Consider the following 22,620-nt stretch of genomic DNA (forward strand, 5'->3'; position numbering starts at 1 on the left):
ATGAAGTTCATCGGACTCGATATCGGAACGACCACCATCACCGGGCTAGTCTATGATTTGGAACGCAAAACCATCCTGCATGCTATCACAGAGGATAATCCTTATTTGGACCAGAAAGGCTATGAGGAATGGGAAAGGCTGCAGGACTCCGATAAGATCTTTCTTCAAGTGGAAGATATCTTGAATAACCTGATCGGATGGGAGCCGGAAGTGCTTGGAATCGGCCTGACCGGGCAAATGCATGGGATTGTATACGTAGATCAGGAGGGGAAGCAAGTCAGCCCGCTCTATACCTGGCAGGATGGCAGGGGAAGTCTTGCTATAGACGACTCCCATTCCTATGCAGAGTATTTGAGTGAACATTCCGGATATACCATCACACCGGGATACGGACTAGTAACTCATTTCTATAATCTGCGAAACGGTCATGTTCCAGCTAGTGCGGTCAGCTTCTGTACCATTGCTGATTATGTGACACTCAGACTAACCGGCAGTGTAGTGCCCTTGATTGATCCGACTCAGGCCGCTGGAATTGGCTGCTACAGCTTTGAATTGAACGACTTTGATAAAGCGGCGATTGCTGCAGCGGGGCTTGATCCGGCCATGCTGCCCAAAGTAGTGCCTTCTGGAACGGTAATAGGCCTAACCAATCAGGGGATTTCTGTGTATGCCTCCTTAGGAGATAATCAGTCGAGTTTCCTGGGTAGTGTGCCTCATCCAGAAGAAACGGTTCTTATGAACATTGGCACGGGGAGCCAGTTGTCAGCGCTGCTTCCGGAATACTCCGGAACTGTAGTGGGAATGGAGGCCCGTCCTTATCCTGGCGGGGGAGTACTTATGGTCGGGGCAGCACTTAGTGGAGGCAAATCCTATGCGCTATTGGAAAGTTTCTTCCGTCAATTGATCGCGTCCTATACGGGGGATGAGCCAACTGACGTATACTCGCTGATGGACCAGCTCTTGAGAAATGAACAGAACGAAGCGCACGGTCTGCGCGTGAGCCCACGATTTCTCGGAACCCGGAGTGATCCAGACGCACGGGGTACTGTGGAAGGCATCTCACTAGACAACTGGACTCCAGGCAGCCTAGCCCATGCTTTTCTGCAAGGAATGATTAATGAGCTGCATGCTTTCTTTAGGGTAATTAATGAGAAAGTGGATAAACCGTTTGAGATCCTGATCGGTTCCGGCAACGCATTGCGTGCCAATCCGCTGCTGTGTACCAAAGCGCAGATGACCTTCGGGCTGCCGATGAAACTGAGTGAAGCTCCGGAAGAAGCCGCTGTCGGGGCGGCCTTGTGTGCCGCTGTGGGTTCGGGACAGATTGCCAGCTTCAGGGAAGCAGGGCAGTTCATCGTGAGCTTGCAGATATAGAGAATAGATCTTTTTCGGACCACTGCCGGAATTTACAGTTAAGTTTGAGGAACACAAGTATTAGAGGTGAGAAGATGCAAGGGAAAATAGAATGGCTAACCGAATATAGCTCTGCTGAATTAGAGGCAGTAAGAGCAGTTGAGAAAAATTTTTGTATACAATTTCCTAATGATTATCTTATTATAGCTATGAATTTTCAGGGTGGGGAACCCTCTTCTAAGATAATAGTTGTAAATGAAATCAATATAAATTTTGGATTTCTGTTGACATTTTTAGCTTTTGACGAGCTTGATATTTTGGATAAATACAACTCAGAAAGATATAATTTACCATGGAGACATTTTCCTTTTGCTATTGATGAGAAAGACAATATGTTTTGTTTTGATTATAGTGGTGGAGATGTTCCGGTTATCGTTTTTGTGGAGAAAGTAAAGGACAATACTATTAGATCTATTTTCATAGCGCATAGCTTTTCTGCTCTCATCCAAATGTTACAATAAATAGTCGCGATGGTGTAGTAAACCAGTAGAGGCAGGATCAGACGCTTTTGAACACCTATGGATGGTAGTATGAACCAGAGACTGGGACTTCAGAATAGGTTCATGCAATAGTTCTGGAATTGGAGGGAGATTATGAATTATCATAAACAACCAGCTCGTGAAAAAGCCATAGCATTAACTCAAGCGTTACTTAATAACACCTATTTCGAAGGCTTTAAATTTGATACATCATTTACTTTAAGATTTGGAAGGAATTCCAAAAAGTATTTTCAAGGGCACGAATTACCTACGGTAGTGGAACTTTATCTATTATGTGATTGGTGGTTATATTCAAGAGAAGAATGGGAAACAAGATTAACCTTTTTTCCAACGCCTGAAACAAAAGATCAAGAGGAACCTGTACAAGCTTTTGAGTTGGCGAATCTCAGATGGATTGGGAAATCTACGATTAATTCTGTAATTTTGAATGATGAAGTATTGTTTATTTCTTTTGAGAATGGAAAAACGATAACGATCTCTTGTGCCCCTGTAGATGGAGAATCATGGATATTAAATGAACATCAAGTAGAGGAAACCAATCGAAAATGGTCTGTCGTTTGTGAGAATAATGAGCTTTTTGTCAGAAATCCTCAACTATAATTTAAAATAACTATGTTTAATCACTAGCATAGAGACTATGCCATTCAAAAATTGTGGAAGGCTTGCAGGTTGCCGATGAATTTCAAGAATTTGTTCATTGATAATCCAGTTTAACATTAAGAGCAATTATCTAACGAAATATAACAAACTATGAATAAAATGGTTTCCAATGAAGGTTCCAAACTGGCCATATAAGCAAAGAAGGGCAATTGACTTTATTCGGTAAAAATTAACCCAAAAATAATGATGGGAGGAATTAAATTGGCATTAGAGGACTCTAAGAGAATTGATGCAATTGGAATTGATAAAGAGAAGAATTGCGTTACATTAGCATTAATTGATAGTCATGATTGGATAAATGAAGAGCAACATCTATTGTTGCTCCAAGAAAAACTAAACAGATATTTAAGTTTTATTGAAAGCGGTGAAATATATTCTTCTTATAAAGGAGCAGAGGGTAGAGATATAGAAATTTCTATTCATTTCAAGAACGACATTTCTGAGAATTGTACTGCTTTTTTGGATAACGCTCAGGGAACAATACGGAATGCCGGATTCATATTTAATTATCGTATCGGATAATAGGCGTATTAAACCTTGGTTGGGGCTGTTTTGAGAAAAGAGTGTTGGAGTCTGATATTTAGAAGTGGTCTTAGGAGGTATACAATGGGTATTTCAAATGAGAATAAGATGATAGCGAAATCTGCCCTACAAGCATTTGGGGGTAAACCAAGTGTTTCAAAATATTGGGATGACACAAAAGTAAGTAACATTGATTTGTTAACTGCAGTCAATAGACCTTACGATGGGGTAACATCTTACTCTACTATTGGACTATCTGACCATTTAATCGACTACAAAATTGATGGGAAGCCACTACGGTTAGAAATAGTGGGGGCGTGCGCAACAGAAAATGAGCAATATCCAAATGTACTAGCTACCTGTGCATTTTGTATTATTAACTCAAAATATACTGTTTCAATTGGAAAAGTATTTCGGGATATTGTGAAAATGTATTATCCGAGTAGTGAGATGAAGCATGTGCTATTTATATCACCTTTTCTGTGGGAAGACTTACAGACACTCGATTTTCCAGATAAAAAAGTAGCATGGTTGCTTGCCATTCCAATATCTGAAAATGAGTATTTGTTTGCACAAGAAAAAGGAACAGAGATACTTGAGGATTTGTTTGTGCAGAAAGAAATAGATATATTCGACATTGAACGAAAATCCATATTATAGATACTTTTTTACCTTGTAGAGTTTTGCAGGCATGGTTATTGGGAATTTAATGAAGATTGGGTAAATAGTATCCAGAAGGTGGTAAAGGATTTGGAGGTAATAAACCTATGAATCACCTTGATTTTTTAATTATTGATGATGACAGTGATCTGATCGTGGGAACTTGCAGAAACATACTTGGGATGACACGAGAATATGCTTTTGAAAATAACAGTGAATTATTTCATACCCTTATTGTAGAAAACCTGCAGGTTGAGGAAGAATTTAAAAGATACTACCAGTCAACTAAAGCCTCTATTTCTAATATTTATATTTCTATATTAGATAATACTGCGAATATATTAGGTAGTTACTTTTTTTCTCTTCAATCTCCGTTTTTCTTTCATAAGCTTAAGATGGAGAAAGATATAATTTCAATAGAACTAGTTGGAGCATTTGCTGAATCGCCTTCCAAAGAGGCACTGGGGATTTGGAAGATATGGAGTGAAGGCGTTCCAAAGTCTAACAATTCCTGGTCAAGGTTCACAAAAGAATATCGAACCGGATGGTTAGAGGTTGTACGATTGCATAATAGTGTGTTAGGAATACCCAAAGACCAACAGAACCTTGATTATGATTTGGATTTAACTTTGGTATCAGATGTTGTTTCTTTCTTCTGCGCGTTAGGAGAGGCAATGAATGGTCCTAGTGGATATTACGGATATGATTTAGTTAGTCTGAAAGATTGCTTATGCGGAGGGTTCGGATCCAAACCGCCTTTTACCCTTTATTTGCGAGAATCAAATATTCAAACTCAGGATTTCATTCAGGAGCAAAAGGTTTTTATCGGAAAATTTAAAGAGCTTGCTGCTGTAAATACCATAATTATCCGGCAAGAGTAAGGAAGGTGAGCGCACCATTTGGCCGCTATTGTTCAACCCTCTTGATTCTGGTGCAATTAAAGTGGATTCCTTATTAAAAAAGGACCTGACCTAGGTTAATTCTAAGTTTCACGTTAAGGTTTGGATGGAGGTGTAAGGGTGAGAACTTCGGTTGAAATTTCAGAGGATGTTTGTAGTTATTATCAATGGTTTGAAAAAAATAAATTTCCAAAAGGGTCCTCTGGATATGGTGTTTTAAGTTACAGCGGTTATTTTTTATATGGTAAAAATAAAAGAGATCACTTTATTAACCTGTGTGGTCAGTTTTTCCAGGAGATATGGAAGTTGGATGTAGTATCACAGTATACACTTTATATTCAAATAAACATCCAGGCGCGGAGTCGATCAAGATTGGATAATTACTTAAAGGTATGGAAAAATGTTCAAAGAAGTTGGGAAATAGATGCTTTTGGTAAAGGTCCTGAGGTTGAAATCGTTATGGGTGATGATATTTATTTTTCAAGTATTGCTAAAATTGAATCTTCGGATTTAACTAAGGCATTTCGTATTATGGCTACTTCTCCATATGAGGGTATGGTTTTTGCAAGTCAAAACAAGGAAATACAAAATGAAGACTCAGTCAAAGAAATGTTTCTTTGTTCCTTTGGAAACAACATTCAGCATAGGGTGAACTATCAAAACTTGGTGTTAAAGTATCAGGAGAACCTGTTCTTCAGGTGGGGAGATTCAGCAGAAGAAGCCGAATTTGCAATAATAATAAAGAACAGTCTTCTGGAAAAAATCACATTTTAGGTGACATAGGAGATATCCAATTGACTAATATTATCTGCATCGTTACCAAGCAAAGAGGATATCTAAAATTCCACTTCCATAAATTATCATTAATACTCCTAATATAATTCCGACGACGCCAGCAAAACGGTAGAAATTTCTTGAATTTGGAGTCGTATGATCTGAAACCGTTCTTCTTCCAGAATATTTCTCATAGAGTAGGATCTTCTTGCCAAAAATAAAGAAAACAGACTGAATTAAAATTGATATTCCCATAAATCTAGCAGCCCAATCAAGCAGTGACCATTCATTCATATCCGCACGCTCCTCTAAAACCTTATTAACCTTTTTTTTGACTTTCTACCCTAACGAGAGAAAAGAACGGAGTAGCTGAAATTGAATATAGAGCAAGAACAAAAAGATATTTGTATAAAGTATCAAGCTGATTTTTTTGAAGTTAGAAATGATTTGAAGGTAGGTATTTCTGACACTGTTAAAGGAAATATGCTACCCATCAATGGTCTACGTATACTTCCAAAGGGTGATACTACTGGGTGGTATATATGGGCAGGGGAGGAATTTTCAAAAGACCCCGAATTTTTTGTTCCCTTACACGTTGAGCATGTTGATGAATGGGTTCCCAACATTAAAAAATATTTAGGACTAGCCCCTGGATGGAGATTTTTGTTAGCAGGAGATTTCGAGGATGTTTGGTATGATCCTGAACTATTGAGAAATTTATAAGTGGAATTTTTGAATCAAACAAGAGGAAATGATATAGGATAGATGAAATTGAGGGTGAAAAAGTAATTCAATACACTATTGATAGTAATTTCGGCTTTGTTAAAGATGATGATGGGCATAGAGAATCTATTACAGTTCTTGCTATTTGTAGTTACGATCATAATGAATTTTACTTATTTGCATGTTGATGAATGACCTAACCTTGATCGGCTTCAGGCCTTTCAGGGTCTTCTTTTTGATGGGGCGAAGAAAGTATTTCATATAGAAGGAGAGTATGCACCATGAAAAATCCCAATGAAAAAATATCTGATTTTCATCATAAACAAATGAAGTTTGGTTTTTTACAATATGTGGTTACCCGTATTCTGAGGGTGATTTAAATGGATTGTTAAAATTACTTATTTATATGAATCAATTTCATAATCCCAAAGCCTTATTGGGCTTGAGTTTTTAAGGCATGAAAAAGGAGTACCTCCCTAAATCTCGAAGTGTTAAGTACCACTACCAAACACTGAGAGAAAGGAAGAACTCCAGATGTAAAGTATTCAACAAGAAAGTCTGTTCCGATTTATTAGAAATGTCATCCAAGGATACCTATGGTTATCTGTTTGAGACGTTAGACATCTCTCCATTCTTATGTGTGGTATCGAAAAAAGCCTTTCTGGGAGCACCGACTCCGCTCAATTATGCGGCCATGTTGCAATCCCTGTTCATTCGAATCGTCGAACGAATCCCGACGATTAAGGATCTACGGCCACGTTTGAAACGAAGTATCGAATTCAGCATGGATTGCGGGTTTAGCGGCTCCGATGGGATTCCAAGTGAAGCTTCGTACACCCGGTTAATCCAAAAGCTTCAACAATCTCAGGTATTTCAGCAATCGCAAGAAGCATTGGTTCAGCAAGCTTTTCAAGAGGGCTTAATGGATGCGACTGTGGTTGCTATGGATGCCACTCATGTCAAGGCTAGAGATCGCCAACCCGAGAAGAAGAAGGACGATGTAGAACCAACTGACACGCCACTTCCAAATAAAAAACGTAGGCGTAAACCCAAAAGCGAGCGAGAGCAATGGCTAAAGGAACAGCTAGAACTCGAAGAAAATCGTGCCTTGTTCGAGAAAAAGGTCGAAGCTCAATTACCGTACACCTATGACGAGTTGGTAAAGGAAATTCCGCTATCCCCCGCTTGGGGCGTGAAAAAGAACTCCGAAGGCAAAAAAGTATTCTGGTATGGCTTTAAAGCTGAAAGGTTTCGCTGAAAGACATCCTAACTTACCGGTGGCTCATGTGCTGGCAGATGCTGGCTATGATTTAGTACCGATTACAAGCAAGCGGAGGCCATTGGTGCGCGGTCACTTATCGATTACAATCGACGCAAGGAGCAACCGGATGTAGCAATGGGCAAATATTTCCGTAAGGAATATCCGTTTAACGAAGGACAATGCCAAAAGGTATTCAATAAGAAAATTAGCGATAATCCTAGAAAATATACCGTCCCTGCTCGTGGGAGTGACAGCCATTACGAATTGTACAAAAACGAACCTCCGTCGAACTCGTCAATGCCTACTTGAAAGAATACTTTCAGTTGAACAATATTCGTCATCGCGGAGCCCTTGCTAAGGTTGATTTCGAAATGACTTTGTGGCTTTACCCCCAAACCCCAATAAGCAAAATACCACTAAAGATAACACCCGAGCACACAATCCGCCGCAAGCCCTGCTGCTCCTTCAGAAGGAGGATGCCGAGGAAGGTAGCGAAGATCGTCCCTACCTCCCGCAAGGGGCTGATATGGGCGAGCGGGGCTTGCTTCAGCGCGAAGAGGAATAACAGGTAGGAACCCGGATTCAGCACGCTTCCGAGCAGAATGGTAGATCTGTTGAACTGCCATTCCTCGCGCAGCTTGCGTGAGGTCAGGACCGCCGGGGTCAGGCCGGCTAGAAAGCCGATATTGGTCAACTCAAGCAGCGAAAGCGGAGAGATATACTGCAGGTTCAGCTTATCGACGAATACATAACAGGTCGTGCATAGTCCTACGGTTAAGGCCATTAGAATCGGTATATAGCCTGGGTGGGTGCTCGTTAAAGATTGGCGTCTTGAACCCAGCAGCCCGCTGAGTACAGCGAATCCACCGAGCATACAGCCGATGCCGATCCATCCATAGAGAGACAAGGATTCACCCAGAAAAATCACACCGATAAGTGGGATGAGCAGGGTACTCGTTCCGCGCATCATCGGGTAGATTTGTGATAAGTCGCCCAGCTCATAGGTCCTGGATAAGAGCCATGAATATAAAGCCTGCAGAGCTACAGACAGCAGCAGCAGAGCGTAGGCACCGGCAGATAGTGGCGTTGACCACATCTCAACTATCAGGACCGGGAGCAGCAGAATTGTGGAGATCATCATGATCGACCACAGGAAGACGCTTTTACTCAGGCTTCTTTTGGTAAACATGCTCCATACAGCGTGACAAATCCCGGAAGCCAGAACCAAAAGAATTGGCAGCAGCATTGATTTTTAACTCCTTAAGAAATGATTAATGTTCTGAATTGGTAGCAGGGTCAGGTGTATGGATTGGCTGTTCCAGAAGTAGCGAGCCATCTTCAAGTCGGATCCACGTATCGAACTCTTTATCGCCCTGGGTCAATCGGATGACGCGCGCTCCCCTCATGAAGCCTTCCCGTCCATATGTATTGTAGCCGGTGGCTCGACCATAGCTGAGACGGATGCCATGCAGGCTACCGGTGAAATCATTTATATGATCATGTCCGCAAAAAGTACCCACCACATCGCCCATCTCCAAGAGAGCCGTAAACAGTCCGGAATTCAGGACTGGAGCGCAGACTTGCTCGAGCTTCTGTCCATAGCAGATTTGGGTAGCCCACATCTCAGCATATTCGGGAAGCGGGATATGGAAGAACGCCAGCGCAGGCAGTTTATCCTGGCCTGTTCCGGGATTCAGCACCGCCGATTGTTCCCTTAGCCAATTAATCTGGCTCATCCGGACCCAATTATAGCCGGGGATCTGCTCAAGCCCGGAGTAAGCCCCAGTGTCCAGCATATAGAGAAGTGCACCCGTTCTATTGTCAGTGCCTTCAATCTCGAGGCTGTAATTGCTTGAACCGGCAAGCTCCTTAGGACCGACTTCAGCTAGGCAGTGAGGATGCTCCAGCGCGATCTGCATCAGCTCGCTATAAGTAACCCCCTTCTCTGTATCATGATTACCGAATACAAAAGCCCAAGGGACACCTGACTCCTCTACAGCGGCGACGGCATTGCTGAACGCTTGCCGGGGATTCTCGCATTCCTTTTCCCCCTTAGGAACGGGTCCGGTATAGATCAGATCGCCTGTGAAAATAACCAGGTCCGGCTGCTCCGCTTCCAGCACACGCTCCATAAGCTCCCGGGTGCGCTGATCCTCAGCCCTTCCGTCCATCCAGTGAAGATCGGTGAACTGTACAATGGTGAAGCTTCCGTCCTTTTGGAAGGATAGTTTACTCTTCATGTTGAAATCTCCTCTCTGTTCATCAATCAATTACTCCACCAATCCAGTAATTCCTTTACGGTAAAATTGTATTGTTGTAGATGTTGAATGATCTTTTATTATGTTGTTTCATGTTGATTTTAGGTTGAATATTTGGTTCTGTCAATCCATAAAAGCTGAAAAAGGTAATTATTTTTACAGGAATGGCGTCATTGACAAGGGGGATTCCGGCCCATATACTGATAAAATCAACATCAATACACTCAAAACAACATTCATTATAGCTATACATAATTTGAAGGGCCAATTCACTATTTGCGAAATTACTACTACTGGAGGAAGATGGATGTCTCTGACCTATGAAGAACGCCGGCACACGATCCTCTCTCAACTAGAGCTGGAGGGGAAGGTGCAGGTACATTTTTTGTCCGAGCGGTTCGGTGTCACTACAGAGACTATACGGCGCGATCTCGACCGTCTGGAGAAGGAGGGACGTTTGCGCAAGGTATATGGCGGAGCCTTACGGGGCCGTTCTGAAATGAATGAGCCTAACTTCATGAAGCGCTCCCAGATGCATCCGCTGGACAAGCAGTCCATCGGCAAGGTGGCGGCTTCCCTGATTCAGGATGGCGAGACAGTGATCCTGGATAACGGGACGACCACGCTTGAGATCATGCGGCAGCTTAAAGACCGAGCACATGTGACGGTCATTACCAACTCGGTCCCGATCCTGAATTATGCGCTGGAACAGTTTCAGGGGAAGATTATTTTTACAGGGGGCGAAGTGAATGCCGGTTATCAGGCCGCGGTAGGTATCACCGCTCATGAACTGCTGGGTCAGTTCAAAGTGAACAAGGCCTTCATCTCGGCTGGAGGTCTGTCGCTCTCGGAGGGAATTACCGATTATCATTTGGAAGAGGCACTCATCTCCCGGAAGATGATAGAACGGGCCGAAGAATCGATTCTCGTTGTTGACCATTCTAAATTCGGCGTCACCACATTTGCCCAGATTGCTCCGATTGAACATATCTCCATGGTCCTCACCGATAGCGGCTGCTCCAGGGAATGGAAAGAGACCTTTGCCCGGCTGGACATTGAGCTGCTGACAGGTTCATAACCCGGAGCTGCAGTCGTAAGGCACAATAAGAAGCTGCGTCAGGTTCCAGCAACGTAAAAAGCGCAAACCTCTTGTAAACCATAAGGTGAACAGGGATGGCGCTTTTTGGTGTGCAACCCCTGGGTGGAGATTTTTGTTAGCAGGAGATTACGAGGATGTTTGGTATGATCCTGAACTATTGAAAAATTTATAAGTGGAAGTTTTCAATCAAACAAGAGGAAATGATATAGGATAGATGAAATTGATGGTGCAACAGTAATTGAATACACTATTGATAGTAATTTCGACTTTGTTAAAGATGATGATGGGCATAGAGAATCTATTACAATTCTTGCTATTTGTAGTTACGATCATAATGAATTTTACTGATGAATGACCTAACCTTGATCGGCTTCAGGCCTTTCAGGGTCTTTTTTTTGATGGGGCGAAGAAAGTATTTCATATAGAAGGAGAGTATGCACCATGAAAAATTCCAATAGAAAAACATCTGATTTTCATCATAAACAAATGGAGTTTGGTTTTTTACAATCAATTAATTTATTTCGTAATATTAATGATGATGGTTGTTCAGAATATTCTTTAAATATTACATTATGTGGTTACCCGTATTATGAGGGAAATCAAAAATTAATATTAAATTTTTGGGGTGTGAAAGATATTGAAATTGGTGATTTAAATGGATTGTTAAAATTACTTATTTATATTACTGATATATCAGAAGATCAAATGGAAGGAATTAACTATAGGGTGAAGGAAGATGAATATCAATTATTTTCTTTTTACTGTGAAACATTTGAATATGAAATAATCTAAATACTTAGATCCTATTCAGAAATCTTAAGCACAGATGAACTGATTAAAAAAGCAGAAGAGGTAGTTCAGTTCTATTCGGGAGTGTTCATCGGGATTAAGAAGGGTAAAGAGATCGGATGGGATTCTAACAGATTGCCAGAAACTGAAGAAAGTGAAGGATTACAGCATCCTGAGGCTGAAATAGAAATTCGACCATTTGGTACTTCATATTTTGAAATTTACGGTATGAATATCAGTGTAGAGAATCAAATCAAAACTTGCTTTCTGTAATTGGGTTGAGAGCGCCAGTAGAAATCATTTAGTAAAGGGAAATTGGCATCTTTGCTTCATTAGCTTTAGGTTGGTTAAGTTATGGAGAGGGAAAATTGCTTATTGAACAATAAGGAGGTGAGAATGTTTTGTCTAACTATTTATTGATAGCCGGAATGGTTATTATAATTTTTATATGTGTCAAAAATTTAGTGAAACCATCAAAAAAGAACATGTTCGGAAGAGAAATGAGTGGTGGCGATCAAAAAATTTCAAAATACTTGTCCCTCAGCGCTCTATTATTAATGGTAGCATTTGCATTTACATTGGTATTCAGGTGAATAAAAGAACGAGGAGAATTGGCATGTCTATCAATAAATCTTCAAATCACCTAAAAGATATCAAAAAAAACGAAATGAGTTCTGTAGTATTTATCAGAGACTACATACAATTAATTTTTGAAAATGATGAAGAAACTATTGTGACATTTTATGCTCCCTAATCAATCAAATGGTTACAAAAGTCAATCAAGTTATGGGAGATTTGGATTCAACTGAAATGAACAAGTTTATTCAAATAATTAACATGATAAGTGAAAGAGCCAAGAATTTTAACAAATGAAAAAAATCAAAAGAAATTTAAATTTAATTGTTTTAAAAAAAGATCTTTGCAAATGCAGAGATCTTTTTTTATTAGTATTGTTATTGTATATTAACACTCGTGGGAAGTATGATCATTGGAGTATAATGGTTACTTCAATATGTGATGGACAAAGGAGAAATGGGGAACGGATGCCTACTATACTAGTTGCTGACGACGATGCGAACATTCGCGAACTTGTATGTTTATTTCTACGCAACGACGGATTCGCAACTGCTGAAGCCGCGGACGGTAAGGATGCACTGGCCGTCTACACCTCAAGGCAGGTCGATCTAGTCGTACTCGATATTATGATGCCGATTATGGATGGTTGGATGTTATGCAAGGAGCTACGAAGAGCCAATCCAGACCTTCCGTTACTTATGCTAACTGCAAGAGGAGAAACGTGGGAGAAAGTAAAAGGTTTCGAACTTGGGGCGGACGATTATTTGACAAAACCATTCGATCCATTGGAGTTGACGGCTCGTGTTAAGGCATTGCTGAAACGATACCGAATTGGCTCTACGCAGACGATTCAGTTCGGCAACGTACTCCTCGATCGGCAAACCTATAAGGTGATGAGAGGGAAGGAGTCGTTCACGTTGCCGCTCAAGGAGTTTGAATTGCTGTATAAGCTCGCTGGAACACCCGGACAAGTGTTTACGCGCGAGCAGTTAATCGATCAAATATGGGGGATCGATTATGCTGGTGATGATCGAACGATAGACGTACATATTAAACGCCTGCGCGAACGCTTCGCGACTACACCCGATTTTCGTATTGAGACTATCCGTGGGCTTGGCTACCGGCTTGAGGTATACGAATGATCAGATCCTTATATACACGAGTCGTCCTGACATTTCTAATCTCCGTGATCGGAGGAACAATCATTGCTTTTTTTGTAGCGTCTTGGCTATTTAAAGATAAATTGAACGAGAACTTACAAAGCACCTTACTTGACTTTGGACAGGACATTGTCCGGATTTACGATACATTACCGTTACGTGAAGCGGACTCGTACATTAGTGAAATGAAGCAGCTTCATTCCTATTATATTCGAATTTACGAAGAAACCGGGCAGATCACGTCTTACGGAGCAAATAATGGACACAATCCTGCGACTGTTACTAGGGAACAAATAAAAAAAGTGCTAGGTGGAGAAGTTGTTCAAGTCAAGACAAATGGTGTAAATCCTTTCCTCTTTGGGCTGCCGTTGAAAACGGAAATGGGAACGAAAGCAATGTTTGTGGAGCAGCGCAGCACCTCTTCCTCCTCATTTCTCATCAAGTGGGTTTTGACCTTTTTGACCTATTCGTTAATAGCAGGAAGCCTATTGATTCTGGTGGCCGCCATGTTCCTAGTAAGGCCGATCAAGAAACTGACTAAAGCGACTAGGCGGATAGCAGGTGGAGATTTCAACGTCAAGCTAAATATTAAGCAACAGGGTGAGCTAGGTACTTTGGCTCGCAGCTTCGAAGAAATGATGCACGATCTACAGCAACTTGAGCAGATGCGTAGGGAGTTTGTCACGAACGTGTCGCATGAAGTTCAGTCGCCGCTCACCTCGATATCCGGTTATGCTATAGCACTCAAGCGAGTAGACATCGCAGATAACGAGCGAAGCCGTTATCTCGATATTATCATTGCAGAAGCTGAGCGAATATCCAAGCTGAGCGATAGCCTGCTAAAGCTGAGCTTGCTTGAATCGCAGTCACAGCAGATGCGGCTGGTTACGCTCAGACTTGATGAACAGATCAGACGCGTCATCGTCGCGATCCAGCCGCAATGGTCGGCTCGCAATATCCGTTTCGAGCTCAATTTGGGAGCAGTTAACCTAACGGCTGATCATGACCAACTAAATCAGGTATGGACCAATATACTCGGCAATAGCATCAAATTTTCCAAGGATGGCAGCATAATTAATGTCAGTATCCAACAAGATATCCAAAACGTAACGGTTCGAATATCCGATACTGGCATTGGTATTTCCCTTGAAGACCAGAAGCATATATTCGAGCGGTTTTTTAAGGCTGATCGTTCCCACAGTCGTAAGTATGATGGTAGTGGTATGGGACTCGCCATCGTTAAACAGATCGTATCATTGCATAAAGGAGATATTCGAGTGGAAAGCGAACCTGGCCAAGGAACGTCCGTTATTGTCACCTTGCCTATAACAACGCCAACAGATTAGTTAGACCGCATTCTCCATGTTACGCCTTATGTGTAAGCTTCCTTGCATGTGACGTCGTAGCATTTTTTTGCTTGTTCATACTCCGTTCATATTGCAGCCATAGGGAGTTCATCTTCATGCTATAAGCTTACCTTAACGCTTGTTAAGGTAGCTAGAGTAAGCCAAATGAGGACAGGAGTAGATAAGAGTGAAACAAAAAGAGGAAATGAAAATGAGGATGGGCAAAAGAATGAAAAAAACGCTTATCTTTATTCTTAAATCAATAGGAGTTATAACTATAGCATTAGCACTTTTTCTGGTAACTGTGTTTATAGTTAATATTGTCTGTAACAAATCGGAGCTAGGAAGAATAGAACCCTATGGCCAGTTAGTACCTGTAGATGGGAAGAACATGAACGTTACTATTCAAGGAAACGGTGCAGAAACAGTCGTGCTGCTGCCAGGTTATGGTACGGGATCTCCAGCTCTTGATTTTAAGCCGCTGGTGGAACAGCTTATTCCATATTACAAGGTAGTCGTGATTGAGCCTTTTGGTTATGGATTAAGTGACGTAACCAAGAAAGACAGAACCATCGATAATATTGTCAGTGAAACTCATGAGGTGTTACAAAAACTCCATATTAACCGTTATATCCTGATGGGCCATTCCATAGCCGGCATTTACGGACTGGAATATGTAAATAAATTCGAAAACGAAGTCACTGCATTTGTGGGGATCGATAGCAGTGTCCCAACGCAAGGTGGTATGGAAGGTGAATTCCCATCGGACACCTATAGACTTCTCAAAAAATCAGGCTTTGGCAGATTGATAATGAAACTAAATCCTGACCAGAGTATTAATCCTGAAGTGGACGATGCTACAAAAGAGCAGATTAGAATGATTTCTCTTAAAAACATGTTCAATTCCGACGTCATCAACGAGGGAGAACATATTGAAAATAACTTTAAAGCTGTCGAAAATTTAAAATTTCCTAAAAATCTTCCTCTTATTTTCTTTTTAGCAGCTAATAACAAGGATGTTGAAAGATGGGAAACGTTGCATAAAGAACAGATCAAAGATTCTGTGAATGGAAAAGTGATGTCTTTTGAAGGGGATCATTATCTACACCATACCCGTTCTAAAGAAATAGTAGATAACTTAAGGAGATTTATGGAAGAAATAAAATGAGTTGAGTATTGATTATGTTGGCTGTGAACAAGAACAAAATGGACCATTCTAAAAAGAATCATGAGTAAGAAACATTAGGAGAACAAGGAAATCGGTTGTTCTCCTAATGTTATAATAGTACTACTTCACAAAACCCGTATTTCTTTTAGTTTAACTTCAATGAATTTTTGCGCTATAAATATAATATTATTATATATTGTGACACAAGTTATTTTTTGATAATTATATAAATCCTATGCTCAACTTGTTATATATTAGATAAGCAAGGTTTGTTAAATTTTACAGTGCGATCTAAATAAGTGTAGGAATGGTGAAGAGATATGGCAATGTATGTTTTTAAGGATTCAGCAAGAAAAGTAAAGTTATTGGCGAAAGATGCTTTTAAAGAGGATAAAGGAGTTCGTTTTTATTGTCCCAATCCAACATGTGATGCCCATATGCATATTTGTAGTAGGAGTGGTAGTTCAACATTTTATTTTAGTGCACAAATTAAAGGACATGGACATATAGAAAATTGCCCTCATTATGCATCAAACAACTTTGATCCCATTAAGTACAACGAAACTGAGTTTGACTTTAATAAAGCGCTTCTAGCTTTAACCGAGAAAAGTAAGCCTCAAACCAAAAAATTAGATCCTGGTGAACATGAGCAAGGACCAGTTGTTCCAAAGCCACCTCGTACAATACGTCAAATATATGATATGTGTATAGCTTACGATTGTACTGATACATATAATGGAATTGTTATTGGTACAATGCTTCTTTATGACGGTAGCGCTTATATGTATTCAAATGCTGATGATGTGATTGGTTGGCGAGTCATTGAAGCAAAACGTGATAAGCCTAATTTTTATGATTCTGTCAAAAAGGAAATCTACTTGGTTGCTCCTATAGGGAGGCAGAAATATAAGTTTTTATTACGGTTTGATGATGAAGCTCAATACAAAGCGATGCAAAAAGAGATTTATGCAAATAAGGATAATAAAATAATTGTAGCAGGAGAATGGAATTTTTCTGAGAAACAAAATAAATTATCAACTACTGTTTTGAGCAAAAAGCAAACGAAAATTATCAAATAAATATACAACTTAGTTTTTAATACTATTTCAGTACGAGCGTTTGGAAGGAAAAGAGCATATGTGGAAGCATTCTTACTACCATATAGCTTTTTGTCTTATAAATCCGAACTAGCTATGTCTATCAGAACTGCAACAGTGCTATGCAACGAGTTGAAGATTCTACTGTATGGGATTTGGCGAATGTCAGATCGATTCATTAGGCGAATCCCCGTCACTCTACTTGGAAAAGGCGAGCTGAGGTAGCGTCCACTTCCAGTAGAAATGAACGAGGCGAAGACGCAGTAAGACATTGTCAAAAATATTTAAAGAATTCTTTTATTTTATTAAACCAAAACTTGAACATGATGAGCAGCTGTGAAGCTGCTTTTTAGTTTGGTATTCAGTTAATCTAGGATTTTAAATTGTTGACCAATAGAATTGAAAAGTTAGATGTTAATAATTCAATTTTGGATACAGCAATATCTTATTTGCTTAACAATGTAAGAATAGTCGTTAAAACAATATCGGTACATTTTCAATTTCGAAATATGGTAGCCATTACAGAGAAGATTGTAATCAATAAAAATTGTTAGCCTTCTAAATAATATAAAAAGAGGGTAGGAGAATAGGGGCTACTTAAATTTACCAAATATGATAAAATAGCCACAATATATGATGCTGTCGAATGAATAAGGTCACAGGAGATAGTTTAAAAAGCTAACGCGCAAAATTATATTGCTTAGAGGAAAAAGTGGAACTTGAGATACTGATATACACGTTAGGGGAATGAATATGGCAACCAATTTAGCAACCAATTTAGATTGCATAAAGGAAGAATACAAAAAACTCTTAAACTTAGCCAACCCAGACGCCATCGCAAAAAGACGTCGTGGATATGACTTCGAGCGCCTGTTGAATAAGATGTTTTCCTCCGAGCAACTAGAACCACGCACAGGTTACAGGCCAGCAGGCGAACAGATTGACGGTTCTATCTATCTTGATGGACGAATTTATATTTTAGAAGCTAAATGGCATGCAGAGCCCCTTCCTGCTTCGACCTTATATCAGTTCAAAGGCAAGGTCGAAGGCAAGTTGGCCGGTACAATTGGTATTTTCATCTCAATGTCGGGTTATGCAGAGGACGCAGTCGATGCACTCGTTCTTGGTAAAGCACTCAATATTATTTTATTTGACAAACGAGACTTGGACGCTGCGATCAGTCGCAATATTGGATTCACGAATATTCTCAAACTAAAGCTCCGTAAAGCCGCGGAAGAAGGGGCAATTTATTTTCCTTCTGAAGGTGAAATTGTTACCGCCGAAAAAGAGCCCTTCGTCGAAATTGATCACCTAAGGTTTGACTCGATAACAGGCAGAGTCTTAACGATGCAGTCAGTTGTTGCCACTTCAGCCGATCTGTTAATTGTGTGTGAAGGTGAAATTGATCGTGAAGTGATTGCAACACTTTCTGAGAGAATCCTAAATAATGGTGGTTCAAATCGGTCAATCAAAATTCTTGTTGCAATGGGGAAAATGACGATTCCTCGCGTGGCAAACGCACTCTGGAACACATTCTATACTGAATCCAAAATGCTTATAGTAGTCGATGGTGATGGTGACCCCGTCAGGACAAAAGAGATGTTGATGAGTGGTATCGAATTTGACGAATGGACTTCTTCTATTCCTAATCCTGCCATTGAATCTTGGCTTGAACTAGATGGTAGCGATATTAGGAAAAGTCGAATGAAAGAGCGTGCTGAGCAATACCGACAGAGTGCTAGTGAGCTTGACATTATGGAACTTAAAAAGCGAGATGAGGAGTTCGAACGGTTTTATAATGCAATTCTTGGAATTTAAAATTTTCAAGGGATAATAGAGCAATTAAAGGTTTTAGAGGGAATTAATACGTGCCAAAAGAAACGACTAACTTTTGAAATAATATTGATTCCTCCATAGAGGGTCTGAATTAATTATTATATTGAGGTGATTAGGTTATTATGTTTGAAATTGATGAAATGAAATTAGATTTTCTTAATCAATTTACTAAGTCATATCCAGAAGTTGATGTTTTGTTATGTGAAATATCTAAAGGCATATACAGCACCAAAGCTCATACTGTCTCACTACCGAAAGAAATAGATAATAATGAAGTATTTATTGCAATTCAAGAAAACATCCTTATTCAAACTTCAGATGGTTTGTCATTTATAGATAACCAGCACTTTTTGTATTTTTTAGCAAAAGTATTAATCAGTTTACGCTTTGAGGAATTATGGTCCAAAAAAGAAGCGTTTTGGAATGAGATCGAATCATTACATAGAGAATATGTCTGGTTCGCCGAACTAAAGGGCATTGAAGTAATGCTTTTGATTCTATTTGATAGACAATATGGGATAAACATATTAGGTTCAATTATCCCAATTATCGAATCGGGTAAATCAGAAAAAAACCACTGGGAACTCTTGATGTTGACTGCGGAAGTGTTACCCTACCTTCATCTAGATTCTAAATTAATCATAGAATTTTTAGAAGGACTGCCTAATACCCAAATCCCTTTCGCAAATGTTTTAGTTAAAGGTGTAGAACTGCTTTCCAAAAAACGTCCAGAGGTTGGCCATGAGATATGGGGAATTTGGACTTCAAAACCTACTTTTGAAGGAATTTGGCTTCTTAAAGCAGTTGCCATTGGTCTTGCACAAAAAGAAAGCATTCGAAGCGTATATCCTGCAGTAATGGATCTTTTAAGATCAGATCAGGAAGAACTACTCAATGTTGGCATATGTATTTGTGGACTCTTTTCTTATGAAGATACTACGCAAGATTTGTTAAATAACACTTTAGAAATATTTGATTCGTTACTGCAAAATGAATATCGTATTGAGTTACGACAAGTATTAGCCGAAGCTTATGGACGCCTAGTGACTAAGTCCAAGATTGCACAAACGGCCGTGAAAACATTGTCAACAGAGCCAATACCAGAGATTCAAGCGCAGATAGCTCACATTCTCTTTATTAATACTGATCAATACATACAAGAAGATTGGTTTCAGGAAGCATTGTTGAATTTGTCTAATGTAAAAGCAGTTCACAAAGGGATTATCGATAACTTAGACTACGTTTTAAATCAGCTTTGCTTAATTCATCTGGATGTTGTTCAAAATTTCTTAGAGAATTGGATTCAGCAGCACGATACATCGATAAAGGAAGAATCCATCGCTGATCTCTTTGATATGTTGATGCGTACACTATTGAACGAGCATAAGATATGGTTTGAAAAATTACTGACCTCTTGGTTTCTTCGAGATAATATGAAATTCCACTTACATATTCAAGAAATAGTTCATTATCTGGCTGCGCATGGCAATGTTCTTCATCTCGACCCGGATTTTATCAGCAATTTATCCTTTAAAGACGTCAAATATATAATGTTGAAGATTTTGGGGTTCGTTCGGGATAATAGAAATTTATGTCACCTCACGTTTTCATTACTACTCAAAATTCCAGAAGATGTTAAAGTTGATTTGTTAGTACGAAGCGCATTTAAAGATTACATTGCATATAACTATCCCGGCGCTACACGTGAAATAATTACAGATAAAATGGAAAATGGAACAGACAAAGAGAGAAAGATTGCTCGTGATATTCTGGGGGATTTAGATAGATATCATCAGGCTCGTAGTAAATTGCCAAGGATTAAAGAATTTTTTCCACCTGAAGGAAGGGCCGGTAAATTTGAAAGGATGCAATCAAAGCAGATGAGCCTTCAGATAGAAGAAGGGACAAATAAGAAATCTGTTTTCTTGCAGCTAGCCCATCGAGTTGTGTTAAAAGGAGGTGGATCTTCTTTTTCAAGAGTACAGGGCAAAATTTCTGCCAGAACAGAACTCTCTGAAATTTCTGTAGAAATGGAATATCCAAGAGGAGAATATTTAGACCCAACGGGAGAAGCCATGAAAAGATTAGAATGGCGAATTTGCAGAAGGGAGGATATTGAATGCGACTAATTGTTCGAGAATATTTATCCATGCTGAGAGAATCTGAGGAATTAGACGCTCTTCTTCCCGATCTTCTTCTTTCGATGGATATTCAACCTATTTATAAGCCTCAACGCGGAGTCCGTCAATATGGTGTAGATCAATCAGCTGTTGGTATTGATCCTGAGGACCAGAGGGAGAAGCTATTTCTTTTTGTCATTAAACAAAAAGATATTGATCGGAATAACTGGGACACCGGTATACAAGCTGTTCGACCTACAATAAACGAGATATTCGATGTTTATCTACGTACTATGTTAGATGACCGTTTCCGGAATCTTCCCAAAAAGATCATTTTATGTACAAACGGAGATATGAAACAAGATGTATCTATCAACTGGATTAATTATACAAATGATCATGGTTTAGCTGGGGAAATCGAATTCGATTTTTGGGGTGGTGATGTATTATCTTCCCTTGTTGTTCGGTATTTACTTAATGAGTTTGTAATGCCTGAGTCTGTTCAGAAGCTAATGCGCAAAACGTTAGCTTTTTTGGATTTGATAGAGTATGATCTGTCTCATTTCTATGAGTTAATTGAGGAGATTTTATTCAATGATTCTTTGCATGCCAAGGTTAAACCGTTAAAAACACTTAGGTGCATTCATTTGTGTTTGAATCTTGTTTATCATTGGTCTAAAGAAGCTGGTAATTTGAAACACGCCGTATTCGCTGCCGAACGGGTGATCATGCGTCTGTGGGAGTGGATGCATAGAAAAGGTGTGAAAATTGACAAAACTATGTGGGAGATTTTTTACGCGATCGACGTTACTCGCCGTGAAATTAATTACGAGTACCTTGAGAAAATCACTCCACATTGTATGGTTAGAGATGGTCTTAGTGGCTATGGTGCAGATCGAATTGAGTATCCAATGTTAGTCTTTGAACAAATCGGAATTATTTCATTGATAGGACTAGACTTCATCTATGCTGAAGATTCACTGGAACAGGATGAAGGGAATTCCTATTTGAATAATATGGCTCAAAAAGCTGCACATGTATTGCAAGGGCTTATTCTGAATCACAATATATGTCGATTGCCCGTTTACGATTCACATATTAATGATATTTCCATGGCTTTAATCCTGCTATATCGAACTAACCGTATAGAGGTAATGAAGTCATGGATATACGAGTTGTTTCTTCATATTGGTCGCGGTTACCAATTGCGTGGAAGGTTCCCACTTTTGAATGATATATATGATGATCTAATTGACGCAGAATTGGGGTTGCAAAACGCAGATCCAAGTTCTTCCACTTTATTGCCAATGTTACTGGAGTGGACAATAATACTAAATTGGTCTGAGCAATACTATTATGTTTGTGAGATGATTCATTTGATATTTGGGAAAGTTGATTTACAAATATGGTTTGCAGATGAACATACAGAAAAATACCTTTATAGAAAGAGTGCTTTGTTCGATTCAGGGGTTATGTTGACATCAATTGAACTTCCTGAAGGATTTGAACAATATCGCATAATGGTTTGCGAAGAAATAGGAACGAATGAAGAAGAAATTTCTTTCATTAAGGAATCTTTTCCGATAATTGGAGTGGTTTCTTTCCGGCATTTCCGAACGCCGATATTCCCTTTATATTGGCGGGGACTAATAAATAGTAATTTGTGATGAAAATCTATAATTCAGGTTCAAACGGAAAAAATATTACGGATGTCTGATTTGGCTAAGAATTTTCGATTGTGAAATGTTATAAACTCTGT

The 22,620-nt window shown here is 39.6% G+C and carries 22 protein-coding genes and 1 pseudogene; 20 read left to right on the forward strand and 3 right to left on the reverse strand.

From position 1 onward, the window contains the following. The 7 genes from H1230_RS16280 (at position 1) to H1230_RS16310 (ending at position 5,428) form a co-directional block, all read left to right on the forward strand. The gene (locus H1230_RS16280; RefSeq protein ID WP_239710653.1) at positions 1 to 1,374 is read left to right on the forward strand and encodes a sedoheptulokinase; all 1,374 of its coding nucleotides are present in this window, start codon (positions 1 to 3) and stop codon (positions 1,372 to 1,374) included. 74 nt (positions 1,375 to 1,448) lie between these two features. Further along, on the forward strand, positions 1,449 to 1,874 hold the full coding sequence (locus H1230_RS16285; protein WP_239710655.1) for an SMI1/KNR4 family protein: 426 nt from the start codon (positions 1,449 to 1,451) through the stop codon (positions 1,872 to 1,874). A gap of 132 nt (positions 1,875 to 2,006) precedes the next feature. Continuing rightward, entirely contained in the window at positions 2,007 to 2,513 is a 507-nt protein-coding gene (locus H1230_RS16290) for a hypothetical protein (RefSeq protein ID WP_239710657.1), read from the forward strand. 261 nt (positions 2,514 to 2,774) lie between these two features. Then, positions 2,775 to 3,095 (forward strand): DUF6572 domain-containing protein, encoded by a 321-nt coding sequence (locus H1230_RS16295; protein WP_239710660.1) that lies wholly within the window; start codon positions 2,775 to 2,777, stop codon positions 3,093 to 3,095. 84 nt (positions 3,096 to 3,179) lie between these two features. Then, complete coding sequence (locus H1230_RS16300; protein ID WP_239710663.1) at positions 3,180 to 3,755, forward strand: suppressor of fused domain protein; 576 nt, start codon at positions 3,180 to 3,182, stop codon at positions 3,753 to 3,755. A 107-nt stretch (positions 3,756 to 3,862) separates the two neighbouring features. Further along, positions 3,863 to 4,636, forward strand: a complete 774-nt coding sequence (locus H1230_RS16305) for a barstar family protein (protein WP_239710666.1) — start codon at positions 3,863 to 3,865, stop codon at positions 4,634 to 4,636. 138 nt (positions 4,637 to 4,774) lie between these two features. Then, positions 4,775 to 5,428 (forward strand): hypothetical protein, encoded by a 654-nt coding sequence (locus H1230_RS16310; protein ID WP_239710668.1) that lies wholly within the window; start codon positions 4,775 to 4,777, stop codon positions 5,426 to 5,428. Between the two features lie 42 nt (positions 5,429 to 5,470). On the opposite strand, the gene H1230_RS16315 is transcribed toward H1230_RS16310, so the two are convergent. Then, positions 5,471 to 5,722: a hypothetical protein gene (locus H1230_RS16315; protein WP_239710670.1), complete on the reverse strand. Its 252-nt coding sequence runs from the start codon at positions 5,720 to 5,722 to the stop codon at positions 5,471 to 5,473. A gap of 81 nt (positions 5,723 to 5,803) precedes the next feature. Between H1230_RS16315 and H1230_RS16320 the strand changes: the two genes are divergently transcribed. Continuing rightward, positions 5,804 to 6,151 (forward strand): immunity protein Imm33 domain-containing protein, encoded by a 348-nt coding sequence (locus H1230_RS16320; RefSeq protein WP_481857072.1) that lies wholly within the window; start codon positions 5,804 to 5,806, stop codon positions 6,149 to 6,151. Between the two features lie 577 nt (positions 6,152 to 6,728). Continuing rightward, positions 6,729 to 7,801: pseudogene (locus tag H1230_RS16325) on the forward strand (transposase); the annotation flags it as partial. On the opposite strand, the gene H1230_RS16330 reads toward H1230_RS16325, so the two are convergent. Together H1230_RS16330 and H1230_RS16335 are read right to left on the reverse strand one after the other, a co-directional pair. Continuing rightward, a complete protein-coding gene (locus H1230_RS16330; protein ID WP_239710673.1) occupies positions 7,798 to 8,658 on the reverse strand; it encodes a DMT family transporter in 861 nt (286 codons plus the stop codon). The pseudogene H1230_RS16325 and the gene H1230_RS16330 overlap by 4 nt on opposite strands. A gap of 25 nt (positions 8,659 to 8,683) precedes the next feature. After that, positions 8,684 to 9,652, reverse strand: coding sequence for a metallophosphoesterase family protein (locus H1230_RS16335; protein WP_239710675.1), 969 nt, complete (start codon positions 9,650 to 9,652; stop codon positions 8,684 to 8,686). Between the two features lie 325 nt (positions 9,653 to 9,977). Between H1230_RS16335 and H1230_RS16340 the strand changes: the two genes are divergently transcribed. The 11 genes from H1230_RS16340 (at position 9,978) to H1230_RS16390 (ending at position 22,528) form a co-directional block, all read left to right on the forward strand. Further along, on the forward strand, positions 9,978 to 10,748 hold the full coding sequence (locus H1230_RS16340; protein WP_239710678.1) for a DeoR/GlpR family DNA-binding transcription regulator: 771 nt from the start codon (positions 9,978 to 9,980) through the stop codon (positions 10,746 to 10,748). 462 nt (positions 10,749 to 11,210) lie between these two features. Then, positions 11,211 to 11,561 (forward strand): hypothetical protein, encoded by a 351-nt coding sequence (locus H1230_RS16345; RefSeq protein WP_239710681.1) that lies wholly within the window; start codon positions 11,211 to 11,213, stop codon positions 11,559 to 11,561. Between the two features lie 132 nt (positions 11,562 to 11,693). Continuing rightward, complete coding sequence (locus H1230_RS16350) at positions 11,694 to 11,831, forward strand: hypothetical protein (RefSeq protein WP_239710684.1); 138 nt, start codon at positions 11,694 to 11,696, stop codon at positions 11,829 to 11,831. A 343-nt stretch (positions 11,832 to 12,174) separates the two neighbouring features. Further along, positions 12,175 to 12,312 (forward strand): hypothetical protein, encoded by a 138-nt coding sequence (locus tag H1230_RS16355; protein ID WP_239710687.1) that lies wholly within the window; start codon positions 12,175 to 12,177, stop codon positions 12,310 to 12,312. Positions 12,313 to 12,601: 289 nt separating this feature from the next. After that, the gene (locus H1230_RS16360) at positions 12,602 to 13,276 is read left to right on the forward strand and encodes a response regulator transcription factor (RefSeq protein WP_239710689.1); all 675 of its coding nucleotides are present in this window, start codon (positions 12,602 to 12,604) and stop codon (positions 13,274 to 13,276) included. Beyond that, positions 13,273 to 14,640, forward strand: coding sequence for a sensor histidine kinase (locus tag H1230_RS16365; RefSeq protein ID WP_239710692.1), 1,368 nt, complete (start codon positions 13,273 to 13,275; stop codon positions 14,638 to 14,640). The genes H1230_RS16360 and H1230_RS16365 overlap by 4 nt, the downstream gene beginning before the upstream one ends. A gap of 187 nt (positions 14,641 to 14,827) precedes the next feature. Continuing rightward, positions 14,828 to 15,808 carry an alpha/beta fold hydrolase gene (locus H1230_RS16370; RefSeq protein ID WP_239710695.1) on the forward strand — a complete coding sequence of 327 codons (981 nt, stop codon included), beginning with the start codon at positions 14,828 to 14,830 and terminating at the stop codon, positions 15,806 to 15,808. A gap of 320 nt (positions 15,809 to 16,128) precedes the next feature. After that, positions 16,129 to 16,887, forward strand: coding sequence for a hypothetical protein (locus H1230_RS16375; RefSeq protein ID WP_239710698.1), 759 nt, complete (start codon positions 16,129 to 16,131; stop codon positions 16,885 to 16,887). A 771-nt stretch (positions 16,888 to 17,658) separates the two neighbouring features. Next, positions 17,659 to 18,723 carry a restriction endonuclease gene (locus H1230_RS16380; protein ID WP_239710701.1) on the forward strand — a complete coding sequence of 355 codons (1,065 nt, stop codon included), beginning with the start codon at positions 17,659 to 17,661 and terminating at the stop codon, positions 18,721 to 18,723. A 140-nt stretch (positions 18,724 to 18,863) separates the two neighbouring features. Continuing rightward, entirely contained in the window at positions 18,864 to 20,870 is a 2,007-nt protein-coding gene (locus H1230_RS16385) for a hypothetical protein (protein ID WP_239710704.1), read from the forward strand. Beyond that, on the forward strand, positions 20,861 to 22,528 hold the full coding sequence (locus H1230_RS16390; protein ID WP_239710707.1) for a hypothetical protein: 1,668 nt from the start codon (positions 20,861 to 20,863) through the stop codon (positions 22,526 to 22,528). The genes H1230_RS16385 and H1230_RS16390 overlap by 10 nt, the downstream gene beginning before the upstream one ends. Positions 22,529 to 22,620 lie beyond the last annotated feature (92 nt).

This window comes from Paenibacillus sp. 19GGS1-52, assembly GCF_022369515.1.
Classification (GTDB): domain Bacteria; phylum Bacillota; class Bacilli; order Paenibacillales; family Paenibacillaceae; genus Paenibacillus_AQ.

Bases quoted from the DNA above. Each gene is read 5' to 3' on its own strand.
- H1230_RS16280 (WP_239710653.1), top strand. From the start codon at position 1: ATGAAGTTCATCGGACTCGATATCGGAACGACCACCATCACCGGGCTA.
- H1230_RS16285 (WP_239710655.1), top strand. From the start codon at position 1,449: ATGCAAGGGAAAATAGAATGGCTAACCGAATATAGCTCTGCTGAATTA.
- H1230_RS16290 (WP_239710657.1), top strand. From the start codon at position 2,007: ATGAATTATCATAAACAACCAGCTCGTGAAAAAGCCATAGCATTAACT.
- H1230_RS16300 (WP_239710663.1), top strand. From the start codon at position 3,180: ATGGGTATTTCAAATGAGAATAAGATGATAGCGAAATCTGCCCTACAA.
- H1230_RS16305 (WP_239710666.1), top strand. From the start codon at position 3,863: ATGAATCACCTTGATTTTTTAATTATTGATGATGACAGTGATCTGATC.
- H1230_RS16315 (WP_239710670.1), bottom strand. From the start codon at position 5,722: ATGAATGAATGGTCACTGCTTGATTGGGCTGCTAGATTTATGGGAATA.
- H1230_RS16330 (WP_239710673.1), bottom strand. From the start codon at position 8,658: ATGCTGCTGCCAATTCTTTTGGTTCTGGCTTCCGGGATTTGTCACGCT.
- H1230_RS16335 (WP_239710675.1), bottom strand. From the start codon at position 9,652: ATGAAGAGTAAACTATCCTTCCAAAAGGACGGAAGCTTCACCATTGTA.
- H1230_RS16340 (WP_239710678.1), top strand. From the start codon at position 9,978: ATGTCTCTGACCTATGAAGAACGCCGGCACACGATCCTCTCTCAACTA.
- H1230_RS16345 (WP_239710681.1), top strand. From the start codon at position 11,211: ATGAAAAATTCCAATAGAAAAACATCTGATTTTCATCATAAACAAATG.
- H1230_RS16355 (WP_239710687.1), top strand. From the start codon at position 12,175: ATGTCTATCAATAAATCTTCAAATCACCTAAAAGATATCAAAAAAAAC.
- H1230_RS16360 (WP_239710689.1), top strand. From the start codon at position 12,602: ATGCCTACTATACTAGTTGCTGACGACGATGCGAACATTCGCGAACTT.
- H1230_RS16365 (WP_239710692.1), top strand. From the start codon at position 13,273: ATGATCAGATCCTTATATACACGAGTCGTCCTGACATTTCTAATCTCC.
- H1230_RS16375 (WP_239710698.1), top strand. From the start codon at position 16,129: ATGGCAATGTATGTTTTTAAGGATTCAGCAAGAAAAGTAAAGTTATTG.
- H1230_RS16380 (WP_239710701.1), top strand. From the start codon at position 17,659: ATGGCAACCAATTTAGCAACCAATTTAGATTGCATAAAGGAAGAATAC.
- H1230_RS16385 (WP_239710704.1), top strand. From the start codon at position 18,864: ATGTTTGAAATTGATGAAATGAAATTAGATTTTCTTAATCAATTTACT.
- H1230_RS16390 (WP_239710707.1), top strand. From the start codon at position 20,861: ATGCGACTAATTGTTCGAGAATATTTATCCATGCTGAGAGAATCTGAG.